The sequence below is a fragment of the Roseibium sp. Sym1 genome, from assembly GCF_027359675.1.
Taxonomy (GTDB): Bacteria; Pseudomonadota; Alphaproteobacteria; order Rhizobiales; family Stappiaceae; genus Roseibium.
In genome coordinates this window covers 1,509,557-1,530,965 of the sequence record NZ_CP114786.1, presented here as the reverse complement: position 1 = coordinate 1,530,965, position 21,409 = coordinate 1,509,557, and the positions used below count along the sequence as shown (strand labels likewise).

Annotated in this window: 16 protein-coding genes; 11 read left to right on the top strand and 5 right to left on the bottom strand. The window is 61.8% G+C overall.

Features of this window, described 5'->3' with window-relative positions; translation table 11 throughout:
• The first annotated feature begins 21 nt into the window (after positions 1-21).
• The 10 genes from modA to O6760_RS06830 all read left to right on the top strand — a co-directional run bounded on the left by modA (position 22) and on the right by O6760_RS06830 (position 11,728).
• On the top strand, positions 22-777 hold the full coding sequence (gene modA / locus O6760_RS06875) for a molybdate ABC transporter substrate-binding protein (protein WP_269584743.1): 756 nt from the start codon (positions 22-24) through the stop codon (positions 775-777).
• A 48-nt stretch (positions 778-825) separates the two neighbouring features.
• The gene (gene modB / locus O6760_RS06870; RefSeq protein ID WP_269584742.1) at positions 826-1,533 is read left to right on the top strand and encodes a molybdate ABC transporter permease subunit; all 708 of its coding nucleotides are present in this window, start codon (positions 826-828) and stop codon (positions 1,531-1,533) included.
• A complete protein-coding gene (gene modC / locus O6760_RS06865) occupies positions 1,526-2,638 on the top strand; it encodes a molybdenum ABC transporter ATP-binding protein (protein ID WP_269584741.1) in 1,113 nt (370 codons plus the stop codon). The genes modB and modC overlap by 8 nt, the downstream gene beginning before the upstream one ends.
• Positions 2,639-2,700: 62 nt before the next feature.
• Positions 2,701-4,485, top strand: coding sequence for a sensor histidine kinase (locus tag O6760_RS06860; RefSeq protein WP_269584740.1), 1,785 nt, complete (start codon positions 2,701-2,703; stop codon positions 4,483-4,485).
• 14 nt (positions 4,486-4,499) lie between these two features.
• A complete protein-coding gene (locus O6760_RS06855; protein WP_269584739.1) occupies positions 4,500-5,834 on the top strand; it encodes a sigma-54-dependent transcriptional regulator in 1,335 nt (444 codons plus the stop codon).
• 909 nt (positions 5,835-6,743) lie between these two features.
• A complete protein-coding gene (locus O6760_RS06850) occupies positions 6,744-7,175 on the top strand; it encodes a carboxymuconolactone decarboxylase family protein (RefSeq protein WP_269584738.1) in 432 nt (143 codons plus the stop codon).
• A 12-nt stretch (positions 7,176-7,187) separates the two neighbouring features.
• The gene (gene sigJ / locus O6760_RS06845) at positions 7,188-8,099 is read left to right on the top strand and encodes an RNA polymerase sigma factor SigJ (protein WP_269584737.1); all 912 of its coding nucleotides are present in this window, start codon (positions 7,188-7,190) and stop codon (positions 8,097-8,099) included.
• Positions 8,100-8,357: 258 nt separating this feature from the next.
• A complete protein-coding gene (locus O6760_RS06840) occupies positions 8,358-9,365 on the top strand; it encodes a DctP family TRAP transporter solute-binding subunit (RefSeq protein WP_269584736.1) in 1,008 nt (335 codons plus the stop codon).
• A 127-nt stretch (positions 9,366-9,492) separates the two neighbouring features.
• On the top strand, positions 9,493-10,113 hold the full coding sequence (locus tag O6760_RS06835; protein WP_269584735.1) for a TRAP transporter small permease: 621 nt from the start codon (positions 9,493-9,495) through the stop codon (positions 10,111-10,113).
• Between the two features lie 10 nt (positions 10,114-10,123).
• On the top strand, positions 10,124-11,728 hold the full coding sequence (locus tag O6760_RS06830) for a TRAP transporter large permease (protein WP_269584734.1): 1,605 nt from the start codon (positions 10,124-10,126) through the stop codon (positions 11,726-11,728).
• 129 nt (positions 11,729-11,857) lie between these two features.
• On the opposite strand, the gene O6760_RS06825 is transcribed toward O6760_RS06830, so the two are convergent.
• From O6760_RS06825 to O6760_RS06810, 4 genes are all read right to left on the bottom strand, one after another.
• Entirely contained in the window at positions 11,858-14,374 is a 2,517-nt protein-coding gene (locus O6760_RS06825) for an EAL domain-containing protein (RefSeq protein WP_269584733.1), read from the bottom strand.
• Positions 14,375-14,664: 290 nt separating this feature from the next.
• Complete coding sequence (locus O6760_RS06820; RefSeq protein ID WP_269584732.1) at positions 14,665-14,946, bottom strand: SCP2 sterol-binding domain-containing protein; 282 nt, start codon at positions 14,944-14,946, stop codon at positions 14,665-14,667.
• Between the two features lie 488 nt (positions 14,947-15,434).
• A complete protein-coding gene (locus O6760_RS06815; protein WP_269584731.1) occupies positions 15,435-17,234 on the bottom strand; it encodes an IlvD/Edd family dehydratase in 1,800 nt (599 codons plus the stop codon).
• Positions 17,235-17,492: 258 nt separating this feature from the next.
• Positions 17,493-18,713 carry an HAD family hydrolase gene (locus O6760_RS06810; protein WP_269584730.1) on the bottom strand — a complete coding sequence of 407 codons (1,221 nt, stop codon included), beginning with the start codon at positions 18,711-18,713 and terminating at the stop codon, positions 17,493-17,495.
• Positions 18,714-18,822: 109 nt separating this feature from the next.
• Between O6760_RS06810 and O6760_RS06805 the strand changes: the two genes are divergently transcribed.
• Positions 18,823-19,062 (top strand): hypothetical protein, encoded by a 240-nt coding sequence (locus O6760_RS06805; protein ID WP_269584729.1) that lies wholly within the window; start codon positions 18,823-18,825, stop codon positions 19,060-19,062.
• 604 nt (positions 19,063-19,666) lie between these two features.
• Here O6760_RS06805 and O6760_RS06800 read toward each other — a convergent pair.
• Positions 19,667-21,403 carry an ABC transporter ATP-binding protein gene (locus O6760_RS06800; RefSeq protein WP_269584728.1) on the bottom strand — a complete coding sequence of 579 codons (1,737 nt, stop codon included), beginning with the start codon at positions 21,401-21,403 and terminating at the stop codon, positions 19,667-19,669.
• Positions 21,404-21,409 lie beyond the last annotated feature (6 nt).

Sequence of the window (21,409 nt, the reverse complement as noted above, 5' to 3'; positions counted from 1 at the left end):
GTTGGACGGAACGAGGTCTTGATGCGGCGCCTGCTTTTCATTTCGGTTTTGATGCTTTCCACGCTGCTCCCTACCCGGGCCGCCGAGCCGTTGACGGTCTTTGCCGCGGCGAGCCTGCGCGAGGCGATGGAGGCCATCGGCGCGGCCTTCGAGGAGGAGACCGGAACCGCGGTGGTGTTTTCCTTTGCGGGCACCGGCACCCTGGCAAGGCAGATCGAGGCGGGCGCCCCTGCCGACGTATTCATTTCCGCCGACGCCGCCTGGATGGACTATGTCCGCGACGCGGGGGTGGTCGAGGCGGACACGATCCGGGATTTTGCCTCCAACGCGATTGTCCTGATCGGGGCGAAAGGCAGTGCAGCCCTTGAGCCTGCGGCGGCGGATCTGCAGGAGCGGCTTGATGGGCACCGTCTGGCCATGGCCGATCCCGACACGGTGCCCGCCGGGCGCTACGGCAAGGCGGCGCTTGAGCACCAGGGCCTCTGGTCGACGGTTTCGCATGCGCTTGCACCGATGGAAAATGTCCGGGTCGCGCTGACGGCCGTGGTACGCGGCGATACACCCGCCGGTCTCGTTTACAGGACCGACGCCCTGATCGAGCCCGGGGTCACTATCCTTTATGAGTTTCCGGAAGGCAGTCATCCCCGGATCCGCTATCTTGCGGCGCTGACCGGGGAAGGCGACAGGGGCGCCGCGTCGCAATTCCTGGACTTTCTGGCAGGTCCAGCGGCACAGGAGGTCTTGCGCTCCCTCGGCTTTGTGGCCGATAACGGATGAGGGTCAGACAAGAACGGCCTGCGACCGGAACCAACAGACTGAACAAACGTGGATTTCTTCTCTCTTCAGCCCGGTGAATGGCAGGCGCTTGTGCTCACGCTCAAGGTTGCCGCGACGGCGCTCCTCGTCGCGTTGCCAATGGCCGTCCTGATTGCCTATCTGCTGGCGAGATACCGTTTTGCCGGTCACGGCATCGTCAACGCGCTTGTGCATTTGCCGCTGGTTCTGCCGCCCGTCGTCACGGGCTACGTCCTGCTGCTGACCTTCGGCCGAAAGGGGCCCGTCGGTGCCTTTCTGGAAAACACCCTGGGCATCAGCTTTGCCTTCAACTGGACCGGCGCCGCGCTCGCGGCGGGGGTGATGGCCTTTCCGCTGATGGTGCGGCCGATCCGGATATCCTTCGAGGCCGTTGACGAAAAGCTGGAGGAGGCGGCCAAGTCTCTCGGAGCGCGTCGGCTGGTTGCCTTCCTCACGATCACCCTTCCGCTGGCCCTGCCCGGAATCCTCGGCGGTGCGATCCTGGGGTTCGCAAAGGCCATGGGCGAGTTCGGTGCGACCATCACGTTTGTCTCCAATATCCCCGGCGAGACCCGCACCCTGGCGCTTGCGCTCTACACCGCCACGCAGACCCCGAGCGGCGATCTGGCGGCCTTCCGGCTCACCCTGATCGCCACAATTGTTGCCTTCGCAGCGCTGATCGCCTCCGAGCTTCTGGTCCGGCGATTGCGCGCGCGCATGGGAGCCGGCCATGCTTGATGTCGACATCGCCGGCCATGTCGGACAGATGACACTCGAGGCCTGCTTCAGGAGCAGTGGCGGCGTGACGTCCCTGTTTGGCCAGTCCGGCGCCGGCAAGACCTCGCTCACAAACATGATCGCGGGACTGCTGACCCCGTCGCGCGGGCGCATCGCCGTCAACGGCACGGTCCTGTTCGACGCGGACAAGGGCATCGATCTGCCCGTCCAGGCGCGGCGTGTCGGTCATGTCTTCCAGGATGCGCGGCTGTTTCCACACCTGAGCGTCCGCGCCAATCTCACCTATGCGCGCTGGGCCGGACGCAGGGCCGGGACGCGCGACATGTCCGAAGTGGTCGACCTGCTCGGACTGGGAAGCCTGCTCGAGCGCATGCCGAGAACACTGTCCGGCGGGGAAAAGCAGCGCGTCGCCATCGGCCGCGCCCTGCTGTCGGATCCGCGCCTGCTGATCATGGACGAACCGCTGGCAAACCTGGACCAGGCCCGGCGCAACGACATTCTGCCCTACCTGGACCGGCTGTGCGCCGAAGCCGGCATTCCGATCCTCTATGTCAGCCATTCCATCGAGGAGGTCGCCCGCCTTTCCAACACGCTGGTGATCCTGTCGGATGGCAAAACGCCCGCTTTCGGACCGGTGGCGGACATGCTGGCGCGGACGGACCTCGGCAAGGCGACCGGCCGGCACGAGGCAGGCGCGCTCCTGGAGGGGACCGTTGCCAGGATCGACCCGGACTGGGGCCTGACCGATGTCGACATCGGCGGCGCCGTTCTTCAGATTCCCGACATGGCGGCGGCGATGGGCGACGCTGTCCGCCTTCGTATCCGCGCGCGGGACGTGGCGCTGGCCCTTCACCCGCCCGAAGGCCTGTCCATCCGAAATGCGTTTGCCGCCGTCATCACCAGCATTTCCAGTGAATCCGGTCCCTATGCGGAAATCCTGTGCTCGGTGCGCGGCCAGACACTGCGCGCGCGCATCACCCGGGCTTCCGTCGCCGAACTCGACCTTCATGTGGGCAGGGAAGTCACGGTGCTGATCAAGAGCGTGGCCATCGACCGGCGCCAGCGGGCACCGGCACTGGCCGACAGTTATCGCACGACGCCTTGACGCAAAGAGACAGGCCGGTCTCGGCGGCTTCACGGATGGTCCGGCTTGGGTATACTGGCGCCATGATAGGCAAACCCCTGCGCCGGAGCTGGCGCAAGCTGAAAATCGGGATCGGAGCGTCGCTCGTGCTGGCGACGGTGCTGGTCCTTTGGCTGACGGGTCTTGCCAGCCTCAGGATCACCCTGGCGGAACTGGAGACGGGTGCCAGGGCCAATCTGGCCGTGCAGACCGCCGTTCTGGAGCGGTTGCTCGACAAGTTCCGGCTGCTGTCGCCGCTGCTTGCGCGTGGACCGGACATCAGCGACCTGCTTTACGGTGATGGTCCTTTTCTGGATCCCGGCATCACCGCGATCGCGGCCGGCATGTCGGGGGCCGAGGAAATCTGGCTGATGGATGCCGACGGCGAGGTCGTGGTGTCCAGCCATGCCGGGGTGCCCGCGAGTTCCATCGGTGGCGCCGACCAGATCCGGCAAGCATTCGAACAGGCCAAACTGGGTCAACTCGGCCGCCAGCTCATTCCCGGAACACCGGATCGTGCTTCGAATTACGTGTTCGCCTCGCCACTGCGGCGGGGAAACGAGATCGTCGGCATCGTGGCCGTGCGGGTCAGCCTGGACGATGTCGAACAGGCCTGGGCGCTCAGCAAGGACACGATCTTTGCTCTGGATACGGATGGCCGGGTGGTTGTGAGCAACATGCCGGAGTGGCGCGGCAAGACCATGGAGGAGCTCGACCTCGGCAGGGACATTGCCGACATGTCGCCGCTTGAAAGGCTCGCACTGTTGGTTCCAGTGGCGCCTGCGAGCGATGCTCATATGCAACTGCGGGAAAACGTGGCGGTGCTCGGCTGGCAGGTCCGTTCGCTTGTCGATATCGACGATGCGCGCCAGAGGTCTGGCTGGGCCATGCTGGTGGCGCTCCTGGTGTGTGTGATCGCCGCCGGCGGGCTGGCCATCCTGATCGCGCGGCGAGCGGAATTCCGTCGACAGGAACGGCGCTCCCGCGCGGAAGCTCTGCGCCTGGAACGCCGTGTCCAGAGCCGGACTGCGGATCTGCGCAAGGCCAACGTTCGACTGGAGCGCGAGGTGCGCGAACGAGAACAGGCCGAGTCCGATCTGCGTCTGGCCCAGGCCGAACTGGTGCAGACGGCCAAGCTGGCCACCCTCGGGCGCATGTCGGCGGCGCTCAGCCATGAATACAACCAGCCTCTTGCGGCCATTCGCTCGGATGCGGAAATCGCCGGCATGCTGATCGAACGTGGCCGCGCCACGGAGGCCAAGACCAATCTTGGCCGGATCGAGGGCATGGTTACCCGGATGGCCGAGATTGCAAAGACGCTGAAGGGGTTCACGCGCAAGTCCGGCACCGACATCAAGCCGGTATCCCTGCGCCAGGTGGTGGACGAGGCAACTCTCCTCCTGCAGCCCCAGATAAAACAGAAACAGGTGACCCTGGATCTCGTGCTCCCGGAAGAGGACATCATCGTCAAGGGCGGACGCATCCGTCTTGAGCAGGTGGTGGTCAATCTGCTGTCCAACGCGGTCGATGCCGTTGCCAACAGTCCTCTGCCCAAGGTGGCGCTGTCGTTGCATCGGGAAGGCGATCAGGCCGTGCTGACGGTTGCCGACAATGGTCCCGGTATTGATGCGGAGTCCCTGCCCCAGGTCTTCGATCCCTTTTTTACCACCAAGGATGTCGGGGCGGGCCTCGGTCTGGGCTTGTCGATCGCGTACAAGATCGTCCATGACTTCTCCGGCACACTGAAGGCGGCGAATCTCGACGAGGGCGGGGCCATGTTCACCATGCGCCTGCCGGTGGCCGACGAATATGTTCTGGCGGCGGAATAAGGGACTACGTGCAAATGGATCAGGCGACTGTTCTGCTGGTTGACGATGAGGAGGACTTGCGCGGGTCCCTGACGCAGGGGCTGGAACTGTCCGGGCAGAAAGTCTTTGCAACCGGCACGCCCGAGGCGGCCCTTGAACGGGTCAACCGCGATTTTTACGGCGTTCTGGTCACCGATATCCGCATGCCGGGCACGGATGGTTTTCAGGTGATGAAAATGGCCTTCGAGATCGATCCGGCCCTGCCGGTCGTCCTGATCACGGGTCATGGTGATGTTCCGCTCGCCGTGGAGGCCATGCGTGCCGGCGCCTATGACTTCCTGGAAAAACCCTTCTCCGTCGCGCACCTGGCATCCGTGGTCGAACGTGCGCTGGACAAGCGCAGGCTGGTTCTTGAAAACCGCAAGCTGCGCGAGGAACTGGCGGACAGGACGGGCCTGGAAAGCCGGCTGGTCGGACGCACGCCCGCCATGGATCTGCTCCGGCGGAACGTGACCGCGCTGGCCGCGACCGATGCGGACGTTCTCATCCTGGGCGAGACAGGGTCGGGCAAGGAGGTTGTCGCCCGGGCGCTGCACGACGAGGGACCACGCCGCGACAAGCCCTTTGTGGCCCTCAATTGCGGCGCCCTGCCGGCGGAAATCATCGAATCCGAATTGTTCGGTCACGAAAAGGGAGCCTTTACAGGCGCCAGCGGTCAGCGCATCGGCAAGCTGGAGCATGCCCATGGCGGATCGGTGTTCCTGGACGAAATCGAATCCATGCCGCTGGAACTCCAGGTCAAGCTCTTGCGGGTAATCGAAACCCGCACGATCGAGCGGCTCGGATCCAACAAGTCGATCGAACTCGATGTGCGTTTCATCGCCGCCACCAAGGAGGACCTGGAAGCCGCCGGCAAGGAAGGGCGCTTTCGTCTCGACCTGTTCTACCGGCTGAATGTCGTCAATGTTGCCATCCCGCCGCTGCGGGACCGGCTCCAGGACATCCCGCTCCTGTTCCGGCATCTCGCGGTGGAGGCGCGTGCCCGTTACCGCCGGGAAATTCCCGATATCAGCGAGGAATATCTGGCCGGCCTGATGGCCCGCGACTGGTCCGGAAACGTGCGCGAACTGCGCAATGTTGCCGACCGGTTCGTGCTCGGGGTGGAACAGGTCACGGAACCGGCGGGCGCGGCCGGCTCCACGCTGTTCGACCAGGTTGCCGCCTATGAAAGGGCGTTGATTGCGGCCGAACTGAAGCGCAATGACGGTGCCATCAAGCCGACTTATGAAAATCTCGGCCTGTCGCGCAAGGCGCTCTACGAGAAGATGCGCAAATACGGGCTCGGCAAGGAAGAGGCGATGCCGGCTTGAATTGCAGACACCGGGTTCAATTGTCTCGATGAAGTGTCCCGAGGCGATGTGGCGGCATGATCCCATGGTCAAGCCCACTGCTGTCCGGTTTAACTCGGTCCATGTTCAGCAGGTCATTGATTCATTGTCGATATTTCCGCTTTTTCCGATCCGGGACACGTAGCGCCTTACCGCTTGCGCCCCTCTCCCCCCTGGAGGGGGAGATGTCCGGGAACCGGACAGAGGGGGGGCGCAGCGGTTCCGCGAATTCGAAAAAGGCCTTGTTTGCCGAGAGGTTGAGCCCCCCTCTGTCTCCTATCGGAGACATCTCCCCCTCCGGGGGGGAGACTGGAACAAGCGGCATAGCCTGATTGTGGTCAGAGGTTCCTGCTTAACCGGACAGCAGTGGGTCAAGCCATGGGATGACGGAGCAGAGGTGTGGACCGGAATTGCGATAGCTTTATGTAATTTCGTCATTGCAGGGCTTGACCCACTGCTGTCCGGTTTAACTCGGCCCATGTTCAACAGGTCATTGATTCATTGTCGATATTTCCGCTTTTTCCGATCCGGGACACGTAGCGCCTTACCGCTTGCGCCCCTCTCCCCCCTGGAGGGGGAGATGTCCGGGAACCGGACAGAGGGGGGGCGCAGCGGTTCCGCGAATTCGAAAAAGGCCTTGTTTGCCGAGAGGTTGAGCCCCCCTCTGTCTCCTATCGGAGACATCTCCCCCTCCAGGGGGGAGACTGGAACAAGCGGCATAGCCTGATTGTGGTCAGAGGTTCCTGCTTAACCGGACAGCAGTGGGCTTGACCCTGCAATCCATGCCGTTGCCTGTCAGCGACTTCAAAAAAGACATCGCCCATGTCACAAACCGGATCCGGCGTTCGTCACCCTTGTGTCACTCCCTTAACCCTCGATTGGAAGACACTCATGACGACTTCGACAGCCATCAACCACTATGAAAACGTTCCCGACATCGTGAAGCGCTTCGTTGCCGCAAGCGGTGAGATCGGCAAGTCCGGCCTGGAGCCGAAATTGCGCCACCTGATCGATCTGCGCGCCTCCCAGATCAACCAGTGCGCCTATTGTGTCAAGATGCACACGGAAGAAGCCCTCAGTGACGGCGAGAGCCAGGAACGGCTGCAGCGCGTGATCGTCTGGCGCCACGTGGACGATTTCACGGACGCGGAAAAGGCGGCCTTTGCCTGGACCGAGGCGCTGACCAGTCTCGATCCAAAGACTGACTATGACGCCCTGCGCTCGGATCTTCTCAAACACTTCAGCGAAACCCAGATCAGCGCGATCACCGCAGCGGTCGCCATGATCAACCTGTGGAACCGCGTGCAGGTTTCCAACCACTGACGGGACCGGCCGATGGATCGTTCAGACAGGGAAATTTTTGACAGCATCCGTCCCCGCCTCCTCGGCCTCGCCTACCGAATGCTCGGCTCCATGGCGGACGCGGAGGACGCGGTTCAGGACACGTTTCTGAAATGGCAGGGGGCGGACACCGCCGCGATTGCCAATCCGGAAGCCTTCCTGACCACGGTCTGCACCAATTGCTGCCTGGATGGTCTGAAGGCCGCACACCGGAAGCGGGTCGACTATGTCGGCCCGTGGATTCCCGAGCCGCTCCAGATCGACGCCGGGTCGGACCCGGAGGCCGATCTGGAGCGGGCCCAGTCGCTGACAACAGCATTTCTTCTGCTCATGGAGCGGCTCAGTCCGAAGGAACGCGCGGCCTACCTGCTGCGGGAGGTCTTCGGCAAGCCCTATGGTGAGGTCGCGGCGGCGCTGGGTGTCAGCGAACAGGCCTGCCGTCAGCTGGTGTCGCGTGCCGGCAGGCATATTCAGGACCCGGCATCCCGCTTTGTGCCTTCGCCCGATCACCAGCAGCGCATGCTGGATGCTTTTCTGAAAGCGCTGGAAAGCGGTTCCACCGAGCAGCTCAGCGGTCTTCTGGCGGAAACGGTCCAGTTCCAGTCCGATGGCGGTGGCAAGGCGACTGCCCTTGGACGGGTTCTGGAAGGCCGGGCGGGGGTCGCCAAATATGTCGCGCGGATCATGTCCCGCCTGTGGGGCGGCGGCCCCATCCAGCCTTGCAACATCAACGGATTGCGGGGTTTTCTCCTGCTGGAGGATGCCCGCGTCGTGACGGCGCTGACGCTCGGCTATGACGGTGATGGCCGGATCGACCGGATCTTCATCATCCGCAACCCGGACAAGCTCGCACGTCTTGAAACGCCGTTGCGGCACGATCCGAAAAGCGGTGCGCTCTGGCAATAGGCACCCGGCAGAGGCCCGGACCTGCTCGCGATGTGTCGATTCCGACCCATCGCCTCCCCTTCATGTGTCGCTATCTACCCATTCCCTAGGGAGCCACTTCGGCTAGGTCTGGGAGCAACAATTTGTTAACCTGCGGAAACCGGCGCTTTTTCAAGAGCTGGCGGCACTTGGCACGCTGTTTGCGAACCGGGAGCCGACCAGCCACCGTGCTGTCCGGCCCGAATGGCCGTCATACTGAAATGTCTGGGAGGACATCCGATGAAAAAATTCGCTCTCGCCGCAGCAACCGCGGCGTCCCTTGCCTTTTCCGCCAACGCCTATGCGGCCGACGCTTGTGATGACGGCGAAATCGTCATCAAGTTCAGCCACGTGGTTGCCGCGACCGGCCACCCGAAAGGCGACGCTGCCACGCTTCTGGCGGAACGCGTCAATGATGAGATGAACGGCACCGCCTGCATGCAGGTGTTCCCGAACTCGCAGCTCTTCGACGATGACAAGGTGATGGAAGCCCTGCTGCTCGGCGACGTCCAGCTTGCTGCGCCGTCCCTTTCCAAGTTCGAGGCCTACACGCTGAAGTTCCGTCTGTTCGACCTGCCGTTCCTGTTCCAGGACCTGGCAGCGGTTGACCGCTTCACCACCGGCCCGGACGGCAAGGAACTCCTGAACTCCATGACCGACTACGGTTTCCAGGGCCTCGGCTACTGGAGCTCCGGCCTGAAGCAGTTCTCGGCCAACAAGCCGCTGCTGGTTCCCAGCGACGCCAAGGGCCTGAAGTTCCGCGTCCAGACCTCCGACGTTGCCGTGGCAATGATCGAAGCCATGGGGGCAAACGCCCAGAAACTGGCTTTCAAGGAAGTCTACGGCGCCCTGCAGACCGGTGTTGTCGACGGTCAGGAAAACTCCTGGTCCAACATCTACACCCAGAAGTTCTTCGAGGTGCAGGACGGCATCACCGAAACCAACCACCAGCTGCTGGCCTATCTGCTCGTCACCTCCGACGAATGGCTCGACAGCCTGGATCCGGCCGTTCGTGACCAGTTCATGACCATCGTGGAAGAAGTCACCGCGACCGCCAACGGCAAGGTCGCCGCGAAGGAAGCCGCCAACCGCCAGAACATTCTGGATGCCGGCTCCACCATCCGTGAACTGACCCCGGAACAGCGCAAGGCCTGGGTCGATACCATGAAGCCGGTCTGGAGCAAGTTCGAAGGCGACATCGGCAAGGATCTGATCGACGCCGCCTCTGCTGCGAACAACGCCAGCTGACGGTTTTGAAAACCAAGACGTGGAAGGGCCGGTTCGTCCGGCCCTTCTGCCAAGGTCCTGAGGTCGCACCGGCCAGCTGAGCCGCCCGGCCTGCAAGAATTCAAGAGACCTATTTCGGGGGAAACGCATGCAACGCGTCGACAACTGGGTCACGCGCTTCGAGGAGGGCGTCCTTGCCTTCCTTCTGGCGGCCATGACCATCGTATCCTTCACCCAGGTGGTGGCGCGATACGGCTTTAATTCCGGCTGGACCGGTGCTCTGGAACTCACACGTATCCTGTTCGCCTGGCTGATCCTGTTCGGCATGAGCTACGGCGTGAAGATCGGCTCGCATCTTGGGGTCGACGCTGTCATCCGGCTGTTTCCGAAACCGATGTTCCGGGTCGTGGCGGTGTTCGGTGCCCTGTGTGGGGTTGTCTACGCCCTGACCCTCCTGTGGTCCGAATGGCTGCACATCTTCGGGCTCAACACCCGGGGCGGCGCCATCGACTACTGGATGAAGATGTACAAGATCGGCATCGGTCTCGACGATCTGCGCTATCCCGAAGTCATTATCGAGAATTTCGGCACCCAGGAGCGTGTGCAGCGCTGGATTGCCTACCTGATCCTTCCGATCGGCCTTGCCCTCTTCCTGTTCCGCTGCATTCAGGCGGCCTGGCAGATCATGACCGGCGAGCGCGAGATGATGATCGCCGCGCATGAGGCGGAAGACCTCGTTGCCGAAAACAAAGACGTTCTGAAGGACTGAGGCCGGGACAATGGAAGCAGCAATTCTCTTTATCCTCGTCCTCGGCTTTCTGTTCCTGGGCGTTCCGATCTCCATCTCCCTCGGCCTGTCGAGCGTTCTGGCGATCGCCATCTTCTCCAACGATTCGATCTCTTCGGTCGCCCTGCAGCTGTTCACGGCCTCGCAGAACTACACCCTGCTGGCGATCCCGTTCTTCATCCTGGCCTCGGCCTTCATGTCAACCGGGGGTGTTGCCAAGCGCATCATCCGCTTCTCGATCGCGACCGTCGGCTCGATCCGCGGCGGCCTTGCCATTGCCGGCGTTTTCGCCTGCATGATGTTCGCCGCGCTGTCCGGGTCGTCTCCGGCGACCGTTGTGGCCATCGGCACGATTGCCATCGCCGGCATGCGCCAGGCGGGCTACACCAAGGAATTCGCGGCCGGCGTCATCGCCAATGCGGGCACGCTCGGTATCCTGATCCCGCCCTCCATCGTGATGGTGGTCTATGCCGCGGCAACCAACGTATCCGTCGGCCGCATGTTCCTGGCCGGGGTCGTGCCCGGCCTGATCGCGGGCCTGATGCTGATGATCGCCATTTACGTCATGGCGCGCGTCAAGGACCTGCCTGCCCAGCCCTGGCCCGGATTCAAGGAAATCTGGCATGCCATGACCGAAGCGGCCGTCGGCCTGTTCCTGATGGTGATCATCCTTGGCGGCATCTATGGCGGCATCTTCACGCCCACCGAAGCTGCGGCCGTGGCCGCCGTCTATGCCTGCCTTGTGGCCCTGTTCGTCTATCGTGACATGGGTCCGCTGGCCGGTATCCGTTGGGTCACGGACGAGGATGGAGACCTGGGACTGGCCGGCTTCAAAGCGATCACCTATGCGGTTGTGGCCATGTTCGTCTGGTCCGACCTTGCCTATGCCTTCACCGACCGCGCCGGCTTTTTCGGTATCGATAGCGCGGCTGTCCTGCTGGCGGCCCTGATCGGCTATCCGATCCTGCGCCACGGTGTTGCACCGGCCGCACTTCCGGCCACACTTGCCGTCGGCGGCAAGGTCTGGGGTCGCAACCTTGGACTGATCGGTTGGAAGTTCTTTCCGGCCATGTTCCACAAGGACACCAAGAAGGTGATGGTGGACGCGGCGAAGACAACCATCATGCTGATGTTCATCATCGTCAACGCGCTGCTCTTCGCCCACGTGCTGACGTCCGAGCGCATTCCCCAGGCTATCACGGACCTGATGGTCGGCGCGGGCTTCAACTGGTTCACCTTCCTGATCGCGGTCAACCTGCTGCTGCTGCTGGGCGGCCAGTTCATGGAACCGTCGGGCCTGCTCCTGATCGTGGCGCCGGTGGTGTTTCCGATCGGCATCGAACTCGGTGTCGATCCGATCCATCTCGGCATCATCATGGTGGTCAACATGGAAATCGGCATGATCACGCCGCCGATCGGCCTCAACCTGTTCGTGACCTCGGGGATAACGGGGATGAGTCTGGTGCAGGTGGTCAAGGCGGCGGCACCGTTCGTGGCCATCCTGCTGCTGTTCCTGATCCTGGTGACCTATGTCCCGGCCCTGTCCACCTGGCTGCCCTACAGCCTGATGGGCCCGGAAATCATAACCAACCGGTAGCGGTCCGGACCATCCAGAAACTTGAGGCGGCGGCTCTTCGGGGCCGCCGTTTTGTTTGGCGGTACTCCGGAGGTCCAGCTCATTGAACGGGCCAGGTTGGAGGGAAAACGCTTCGGGCCGGGATCGGCCCTACATCCTGACTGCGGTCCGAGGCGTGCCGGACCGTTCCGCAATTCCCGCCCTTGCGCCGTTGCGCTGTCTTGCGAGCTCGAGCAGGTTGTCCGCGCTCATCGGCCGGTGCCAGAAATAACCCTGCCCTTCGTCGCATCCAAGCTCTGTGAGCTGAGCGGCGATTTCCCTGGTTTCAATGCCTTCCGCAACGGTTTTCAGGCCAAGGCTCTGCGCCATGGTGAGGATGGTGCGCACGAGAACTTCCTGCTTTCCGCCCTTGTCGACTTCGCGAATGAAGGACTGATCGATCTTGAGACCGGAAATGGGAAACTTCAGAAGATAGCTCAATGCCGAATAACCGGTGCCGAAGTCGTCCAGCGAAACCATTGTTCCAAGGCCGGTGATTGTTTCCAGTGTTTCGATGATGGCTTCATCGTCGGTAAGAAGGATGCTTTCGGTGATTTCCAGCTCCAGCCACGAGGCCTTGCACCCCGTTTCCTCCAGGCAATCGCGCAGCGTGTTGAGAAAACCTCCATACAGCAATTGCCGGGAGGAAACGTTCACCGCAATCACGAACGGGTCGGTCCTGTCCTTGTTGCATTCGACGGCGACCTGGCATGTCTGTTTCAGAACGCGCCGGCCGATTTCCAGGATCTGTCCTGTCTCTTCGGCCAGGGGAATGAACTCGGCCGGCGAGATGAACCCCTTTTCAGGGTGCCGCCAACGGCAAAGCGCCTCGGCACCTCGCACCTGCAGGCTCGCCAGATTGGTCTTGGGCTGGAAATAGGCGACGAACTGCTCTGAGCGCAGACCCTCGTTGATCATGGCTTCAAACTCGAAGCGCTTGTTGATCGCCCGGCTCAAGTCCTCGCTGTATCGACGGTAGTGTCCCCGTCCCTGTGACTTTGCGGCATAAAGCGCGATGTCCGAATAGCGGAACAGGGTAAGGGCACTGGGGCTGTCATCGGGACCGACGGTGATACCAACGCTCATGGAGACATTGATCCTGTTGCCTTCCAGCGTCATTGGCTGGCTGGCCAGCTCGATGATCTGTTCCGCGAGTTTTTCGGCGCATTCGGCGGCGTCCAGACCGGACAGGATCAGCGCGAATTCGTCGCCTCCGAGCCTGCCGATCCAGCTTGCCGTTTTGGCGGCTTTCCGCAGGCGTTTGGCCATCTTTTGAAGAAGCGCGTCGCCCGTGGCATGTCCAAGCGTGTCATTGATCGACTTGAGACCGTCGATATCCAGGGTGAGAAGCGCAATTTTCTTTCCGGTCGAGGTGGCACGCTCCAACTGTTCCGCCAACGTCGTGGTGAACGTGGCCCGGTTGGCCAGTCCCGTCAGGGTATCGGTAAAGGCCAGCCTCCGCAGCTCCCGCTCCTTCGCCCTGAGGTCCCGCTCCGCGATTTTTTTCGCGGTTATGTCGCGGCCGATACCGACGACCGATGTTGTTTCACCCGTGTCGTCAAACTCCGGAAACAGCCGTATTTCCTCGACAATCGTGCTGCCGTCGAGGCACTGGAAGGATTCTTCGATTTGTTGCGGCTGTCCGCTTTCCAGCGCCTTGAGCGCCGTCTGGTGCACGCTGTCGAAAGCCGCGGTATTCGGCGGGAAGCCTCTTTTTCCCTCCATCAACTCCCTGGCTTCGATGCCAAATCGATCCTTCAGCAAGGTCAGGAGAGCGGCGTTCATGTAAACCGGATTTGCGCGGGCATCGTAGCGGATCAGGCAGTCCGGCAAATGCTCCGCCAGGTGACGGTATTCCCGTTCCCGGGTTCGCAGTTCCTCCTCAAGCTTGTGCCGCTCGGTAACGTTGCGCGCCATTCCGAGCAGTCCGGAAATCTTGCCCTGGCTATCGAGAATGGCGGTTTTCTGCACCTCGTAATGCCGGATTCCGTTTTCCTGATCGGGAGGGAGTTCCAGTTCGAACCTGACCGGCTCCTTTGAGGCAAGGGCCTGTTCGTCCGTCTTTTTGTGCAGGTCGTATATGGGCCCGCTGCCGAGGTCCGAAGGCCTCTTGCCGAGCATGCTGCCTCGCTCGATCCCGTTAAACAGATCGAATTGCTCGTTGCACAGCACATATCTGCCTTCGGTGTCCTTTATCCAGAAAATGTCAGGCAGGACCTTGACCGCGGCATGCAACTGATCTTCGGCGACGGCGGCATTGAGCTTGGCGACATCGGCGATGTTCCGGCTATAGCCAATGACATACTTGACGTGCCCCGTATCGCTCAGTGCCGGAACCAGATTGATGATATGGATACCGGCGGTGCCTTGCGCATTTTCATACGGAATTTCCAGGACCCTCGGTTCGGCCTGCGCTGCTGTCTGCCGGATTGCCTCCGGGAGGTGGGACAGGTTCAGGGGGCTGGAGAGCTCGTCGGGGAACTTTTCGAAAACGTCTTCGAAATTGACATCGCGACGGGCCTGGAGCGCCGAGTTCGCCAGCAATATCCGGCCACTGTTGTCGAAGACCGTGATGTTGCTTGGCGCACAGGCAAACACCGACCGCATAATGTCGACGTCGTCGGCCATCTCCCCTGGCGCGTATCCTTGACCCATTTTCAACAATCTCGGAACCGAGCAGATCTTGTAAAAGCCACGGCAGACACAAGCGCCTCGGCCTCTTCAAATGTTCCAGCCGGAGCGTTTGTGCTGTTGTATAGGGAAAAATACCTATTACTTTTCCCGTTATTATAGATAGCGCGAGACTATTAAAAAAACTTCAAAGAACTACTTCACCTTGCCAAGACAATTCACAGGCGGAAAAGCTGATGGCCAGCTTCTCCGCTTTCCGGCAAGGCCTCTGCCTCAAGAGACCGATCTCAGACGATGCTGCCCAGTTTCATGGCGACGCTCATGTCGCCTTCCACCTGCATCTTGCCGCCCATGAAGGCCGCTGTCGGGTTCAGCTCGCCGGACAGCAGGTCGGCAAGGTCCTCTGCGCTCATCTTGATGGTGCAGTCTGCGTCTTCGTCCTTGTTGGAGACGTCGGAGCCCTGCAGGAAAATCACGCCAGTCTCGCCGAGGTCGAATTTCACCGCTTCCTCGATGCCGCCGTCGGCCACTTTAGCGCGCACACCTTCGGTCAGTTGTTCCAAGGACATGTCATCTTCTCCCGTCTGGATTGGGGCCGAAGCCCGATGTTGCCTTCTTGAAGCATGCCGTTTACGTAATCGTCAAGTGTGAAATTGAACGGGTTGAATTCGGCCAGGAGAATTTCGTCACATGCTTCGTCATCCCGTGGCTTGACCCACTGCTGTCCGGTTAAGCAGGAACCTCAGACCACAATCAGGCTATGCCGCTTGTTCCAGTCTCCCCCTGGAGGGGGAGAGGGGCGCAAGCGGTAAGGCGCTACGTGTCCCGGACCAGGAGAAGTGTAAATATCGACAATGAATCAATGACCTGTAGTAATTGAGCCGCGTTAAACCGGACAGCAGTGGGCTTGGCCATGGGATCCAGGCCGTTGCGGCGCCTTTACTGCTCTTCCGTTGTGGCGCAGTCACGGATTGGATTGCCGGGTCAAGCCCGGCAATGAAGCAGTTTTTCAGCATTTCGCGCCGCCTGGCGCGATGCACGTGACAAGATTATCAGATCAGTGATTGTCCCGTGGCAGCCCCTTCGTGTGGGCCACGTCCCGGTACTTGACCGCCGGTTCCAGCACCATGCCCTTGTCGAACTGTCCGATCATCGATCGCTGGATCTCCTGCCAGGGGGTCTGGCTTTCGGCCACCTTGAAACCGCCCGCGGCTTCCAGCGCCGCGCGCCGTTCCGCCAGCTCCGCATCGGAAACCAGGATATTGGCGGTGCCCTTTCTCAGGTCGATACGGACCCTGTCGCCGGACTGAAGCAACGCCAGCCCGCCCATTGCGGCAGCTTCCGGCGAGGCATTCAGGATCGAGGGCGAGCCGGAGGTGCCCGACTGACGGCCGTCGCCAATGCACGGCAGCTCCGTGATGCCGCGTTTGATCAGGGCTGCCGGCGGCTGCATGTTGACCACTTCCGCCCCGCCCGGATAGCCGATGGGACCGGTGCCGCGAATGAACAGCATGCAGTGTTCGTCGATGGCCAGGCCGGGGTCCTCAATGCGATGGTGATAGTCTTCCGGTCCCTCGAAGACGACGGCCCGGCCTTCAAAGGCGTCAGGGTCGTCCGGATTGGACAGGTAGCGGTTGCGGAATTCGTCCGAAATCACGCTGGTCTTCATGATCGCGCTGTTGAAGAGATTGCCCTTCAGGTTGATGAAGCCGGCCTTTTCCTTCATCGGCGCGTTGAAAGGCTTGATCACGTCCGGCAGATCGGTGGTGACGCCGTCGCAATTGGCGCCCATGGACCTGCCGTTGGCGGTAATCGCATGCGGATGGGGCAGTTTGCCGTTCCGCATCAGTTCGGCAACGACGGCCGGCACGCCGCCGGCATGGAAATAGTCCTCGCCGAGATACTCGCCGGCCGGCTGCAGGTTGACCAGAAGCGGCACGTCATGGCCGATGGCCTGCCAGTCGTCATTGTCGAGTTCGACGCCCAGATGGCGGGCAATGCCGTTGAGGTGGATCGGCGCGTTGGTCGAGCCGCCGATCGCCGAATTGACGACGATGGCATTTTCGAACGCTTCGCGGGTCATGATGTCGGACGGTTTCATGTCCTCATGCACCATCTCCACGATCCGCTTGCCGGTTTCGAAGGAGATGGCCCCGCGCTCCCTGTAGGGAGCGGGGATGGCTGCTGCGCCGGGAAGCTGCATGCCGAGGGCCTCGGCTAGGGAGTTCATGGTTGTTGCCGTGCCCATGGTGTTGCAATAGCCGACCGACGGCGCGGACGAGGCGACCAGGTCCATGAAGCCTTCATAGTCGATTTCCCCGGCCGCCAGCATCTGCCGGGCCTTCCAGACAATCGTGCCGGAGCCGGTGCGCTCGCCCTTGTGCCAGCCGTTGAGCATGGGGCCGACGGACAGCGCGATCGCCGGAATGTTCACGGTCGCGGCCGCCATCAGGCAGGCGGGCGTGGTCTTGTCGCAGCCGATGGTCAGGACGACACCGTCTATCGGATAGCCGTAGAGCAGTTCGACCAGGCCCAGATAGGCGAGGTTGCGGTCGAGGGTCGCCGTCGGGCGCTTGCCGGTCTCCTGGATCGGGTGCACCGGAAACTCGAAGGCAATGCCCCCGGCCTCCCGGATGCCTTCGCGCACGCGCTTGGCCAGTTCCAGATGGTGCCGGTTGCAGGGCGAGAGATCGGAACCGGTCTGGGCAATGCCGATAATCGGCTTGCCGGACTGCAGTTCTTCCCGTGTGAGTCCGAAATTGAGGTAGCGCTCGATATAAAGTGCGGTCATTCCCGGATTGTCCGGATTGTTGAACCAGGCGGCGGACCGCAGCTTCGGATATCTTGTGTCGCTCATGGCGCCTTGTCCCTCATCGCATCTCTTTTGGCCCGGGACCCGAAGACCATGCGTTCAGGCGTCCTTGAGGCGCGAAAAAGCAAGGAAAGATCTGCACAGTCGTGCCGGGAGACTGTGCGCCGCTCATCAAGGCTCGAACGGCCTGAGCGGACAATGCGCGGGTCCATGTCCAACATCGATAAACACCAGCTCTCGGTGCCTGTAAAGGCAGTGTCCCGCGAATTTGGTTCCGGAGGCTGAGATTGGCGCAATTGCCGGTCAGTCCGGGCTGACTGCAGGGTCGGAGACCGAAAAACGGGCAAAGGTCCACAGGATCATCAGGCCGAGGACAAACAGCATGGGCGCCGCCACCAGCGGCATGAGCGCCAGGGCAGCGCAGAGCCCGCCTGCGGCCGACAGCCCGGTGAGCAGGCGGCGCGCGCGAAGCGCCAGGCGGTTGCGGCGCATGGCCAGGGCCTTGAGCGCGGGAAAGGCGCCGATATCGTCGGTATCGCTGACCGCGATCAAGGGCTGTGTCTGGTCCTGCCCGGGCTGGACGGATGTATGGATCTCGCGCAGTTCCAGCGACCTGCGGTCCTGGGACAGGGCCAGGATCAGCGGAGCGCCGGCCGGAAAGGCACGGGTTGCGGCTTCCTGGACAGTCTCGCCCGGACGCGGGTCGTCAGGAAGTTCCAGGCCAAGCATGCCGGCAAGGGCCTCGCGTGTCTTCAGGCTGTCGCCGCTGACGAGCCAGGGCACCAGTCCTTCCCTGCGCAGCGCCATGCCGGCGACCCCGGCATCCTGACGCAGGGTTCCCTCCAGGCCGAGCACTCCGACGACACGGCCGCCGACCGCCACCCGCAACACGGTCTTGCCGTCCGCCTCGAGCGAGCGGGCGATGGCATCCGCGGTGAAACTGTCGATCCGGAGTTGCTTCAAAAGGTCCGTGGTTCCGATGACCACTGTTTGGCCACCCAGCAGGGCGACAACGCCCAGGCCGGGCGCCGGTTCGAACCGGTCCGGCATTTTCAGGGAGACATGCCATTGCGCGGCCAGCTGACGCAGCGCCTGGGCAACCGGATGGCTGGACTGGGCCTCCGCGGACGCCGCCACGGCAAGCAGCGTCTTGGGTTCGTTGTTGAACGCCATGACATTGGTGACCATCAGGTCGGGTCCGGACATGACGGCGGCCTTGTCGATCAGGATATCGCGCGCCCGTGCAATCTTGCGGAAGGCGCCCGGCGCCAGCTCACGCGCCCCTGCGCCGAGCGCCGCCCTGTGAAACACCTTGTCGGCAAAGGCATTGATGCCGTCGAGAAGATACGGCCAGGCCATCAGCAGGGTGACCGCGAGCACGACCGCGGCGGATGTCAGATCGACGAAAATCCACCATGCCGCGGCCGCGCCAAGCGCGAGCGACAGCGCAAGGTTGGCCTCGGCAACGCCGCTGTGGTCTCCGCGTGGCGGCAACAGCACAACACCGAACGCGCGCAAGATCATGAGAAACCCGGCAGCGAGGGCCAGCGCTTGGGCGCCGTCGCTCCGAAGTCCGGCCAGTTGAAAGCAGAAGGCAGTTCCAAGCAGAAACGCCCCAACAACGACAGTATAAATGGTTAACGGGCGACCCGGGGGCGCGTTCAGAGAGAAAGAAAGAGCCAAAAGAGAAAAAATCGAAGAAAACATGCTGAAAAATAGGGCGCTGTACTTGCCGAGAAGCATCATTGCAGCCGACAGGGACGCAAGCTCGGCTGAGGTTGCTATGCAGGCCAGGACAAGAAACGCTGCCGCAAACGAAAGGGAAAGCAGCCAGAGTATTGAATTCAAAGAAATTTTCGGCATGGCCGGTTGACTTCCGTGACGGGGAAACTGTGTTTGGTTTGGCGGGCGGCGGACGAGGAACGGAAGGTTTGTGCCCGGGGCGACAGTCAAAAAATGCAGGACCAACCTTGTGCGGGCAATGGCACGGCATTGCGGAGAACGGCTGGATGCCCGGATTGCGGGCTGTAACCTGATAAAATTGCCGAGCATTTGTGCAGAGAAGATCTTGAGTCAATTTCAAGGTGACGTAGAATAATATTGAAAATTTTTGAGAAGACCCATGATATTTAAGGGTCGAGAAATGGTAGTCCAGTGGACGAATTTTCTTTCGGGGTATGGTATATTAACGGGAGGGCCTCACGGCTCTCCCTTTTAACTTTTAGAGTGTCCTTTTTTCGGTGTTCTGAAGTGTCGTCGGGCCGTTAACAGTTTGTTTATTTCTTGGTTTGCCAGGGGCCGGTTCACGTTTGACTTGAGAGATAAAATCGCCGACGGCAGCAACGGCAAAATCTGCCGGGTACGGTCTGGATTGTGGTTATCGGATGGCGGCCGACCGAGAATCGGACGAGCCGGCCGAGTCAAGCCGGCGACTCGCCTGATTTTGAAAAAAGACTCATCTTCAGGGACTTGACCCGTCAGCCAGCAAGGTGCCCGGCAGTCTGGAGGTTGGCGCGAGACAGCAATTCCAGCGAAGGCATGAGCGACAGTAGCTCCCGCGTGTACGCGTGTTGCGGGGCGTCGAAGAGCTGATCGCAATCGGCCACTTCACACAATTCGCCGTTGCGCATCACGCCGATGCGGTTGCACATCTGCCGGATGACCGCGAGGTCGTGGCTGATGAACAGCATGGTCAGGCCGAGCTCTTCCTGCAAGTCTTTCAGAAGATTGAGGATCTGCGCCTGGATGGAGACATCGAGCGCGGATGTCGGCTCATCGCAGATCAGAAAGCGCGGCCGGGTCGCCAGGGCCCTGGCGATCGAGATGCGTTGACGCTGACCACCGGAGAATTCGTGCGGGAACTTCCTGCCCGCCGCCGCACCCAGCCCGACATGGTCCAGAAGATCGTCGACGATCTGCCGGACTTCGGCATTGCCCGAGGCAAGGCGGTGAAACCTGATCGGTTCGGCGATGATGTCGCTCACCCGCATGCGCGCATTGAGCGAAGAATAGGGATCCTGGAAGATCATCTGCATCTGGCGCCGCATGGCCAGGACATCCCGGCGGTTCTTCAGCGAGGTCAGTTCGGTGCTGCCGAACTGGATCGAACCGCCGCTCGGCTGGTAGAGACCGGTGATCAGGCGCGCGATGGTCGATTTGCCCGACCCGCTTTCACCGACGAGGCCGAAAGTCTCGCCTTCCAGGATGTCGAAGCTGACCTTCTTGACCGCCTGGAAATACTTCCGCCGCGACGGAAACACCGATCCGCGCGTCTCGAAGCGCATGTCGAGATCTCGGATTTTTACCAGCGGCCCGTCGACCTTGTCGTAATCCCGCACCTTGCCGAGCCAATGGGTCGAGATATCGATCTGTTTCTGGGGCGTGCCCGCCTTTTCGATATAGTTGACCACCGGGAAGCGCTCGACCCGGATGTCCGGCCGTGGAACGGCCGAGATCAGGCTCTGGGTATAGGGGTGGTTCGGCGCGCCGAGCACCTGGATGGTCTCGCCGTATTCCACCAGCTCGCCGTTATACATCACCGCGACGTGGTCGGTGATGTCGGCGATCACGCCCATGTCGTGGGTGATCACCATCATGGCGACGTTGCGCTCTTCGCACAGCTTCTTCATCAGCTCCAGGATCTGTGCCTGGATGGACACGTCGAGTGCCGTGGTCGGCTCGTCGGCGATCACCAGCTCCGGCTCCGCGCACAGGGCCAGCGCGATCACCACGCGCTGGCGCATACCACCGGAAAACTGGTGCGGATACTGCTTGATCCGTTCGCCCGGGTCGGGAATGCCGACCGCGTCGATCAGGTCGACGGCGCGTTGCCGCGCTTCCCTGGCGGACAGGGGCAGATGGGTGCGGATGGTTTCGACCAGCTGGCTTTCGACCGTCTGCAGCGGATCGAGCGATGTCAGCGGATCCTGAAAGATCATGCCGATCTTGCGGCCGCGCAACTTGCGTTTCTCGCGGTAGGACAGCTGGTCGATGCGCTGGCCGTGCAGGTAGATCTCGCCGCCGGCGATGTGGCCGGGCTCCTGCAGCAGGCCGATCACGGCATTGCCGACCGTCGACTTGCCCGCGCCCGATTCACCGACAACGCCGAGGACCTTGCCGGCGTCAACGCTCAGGGTGACGTCGTCGACGGCGACAAAGACGGACTTGCGGGCCGGAAACTCGACCGTCAGATCCTTGATATCAAGAACGCTCATGACCGC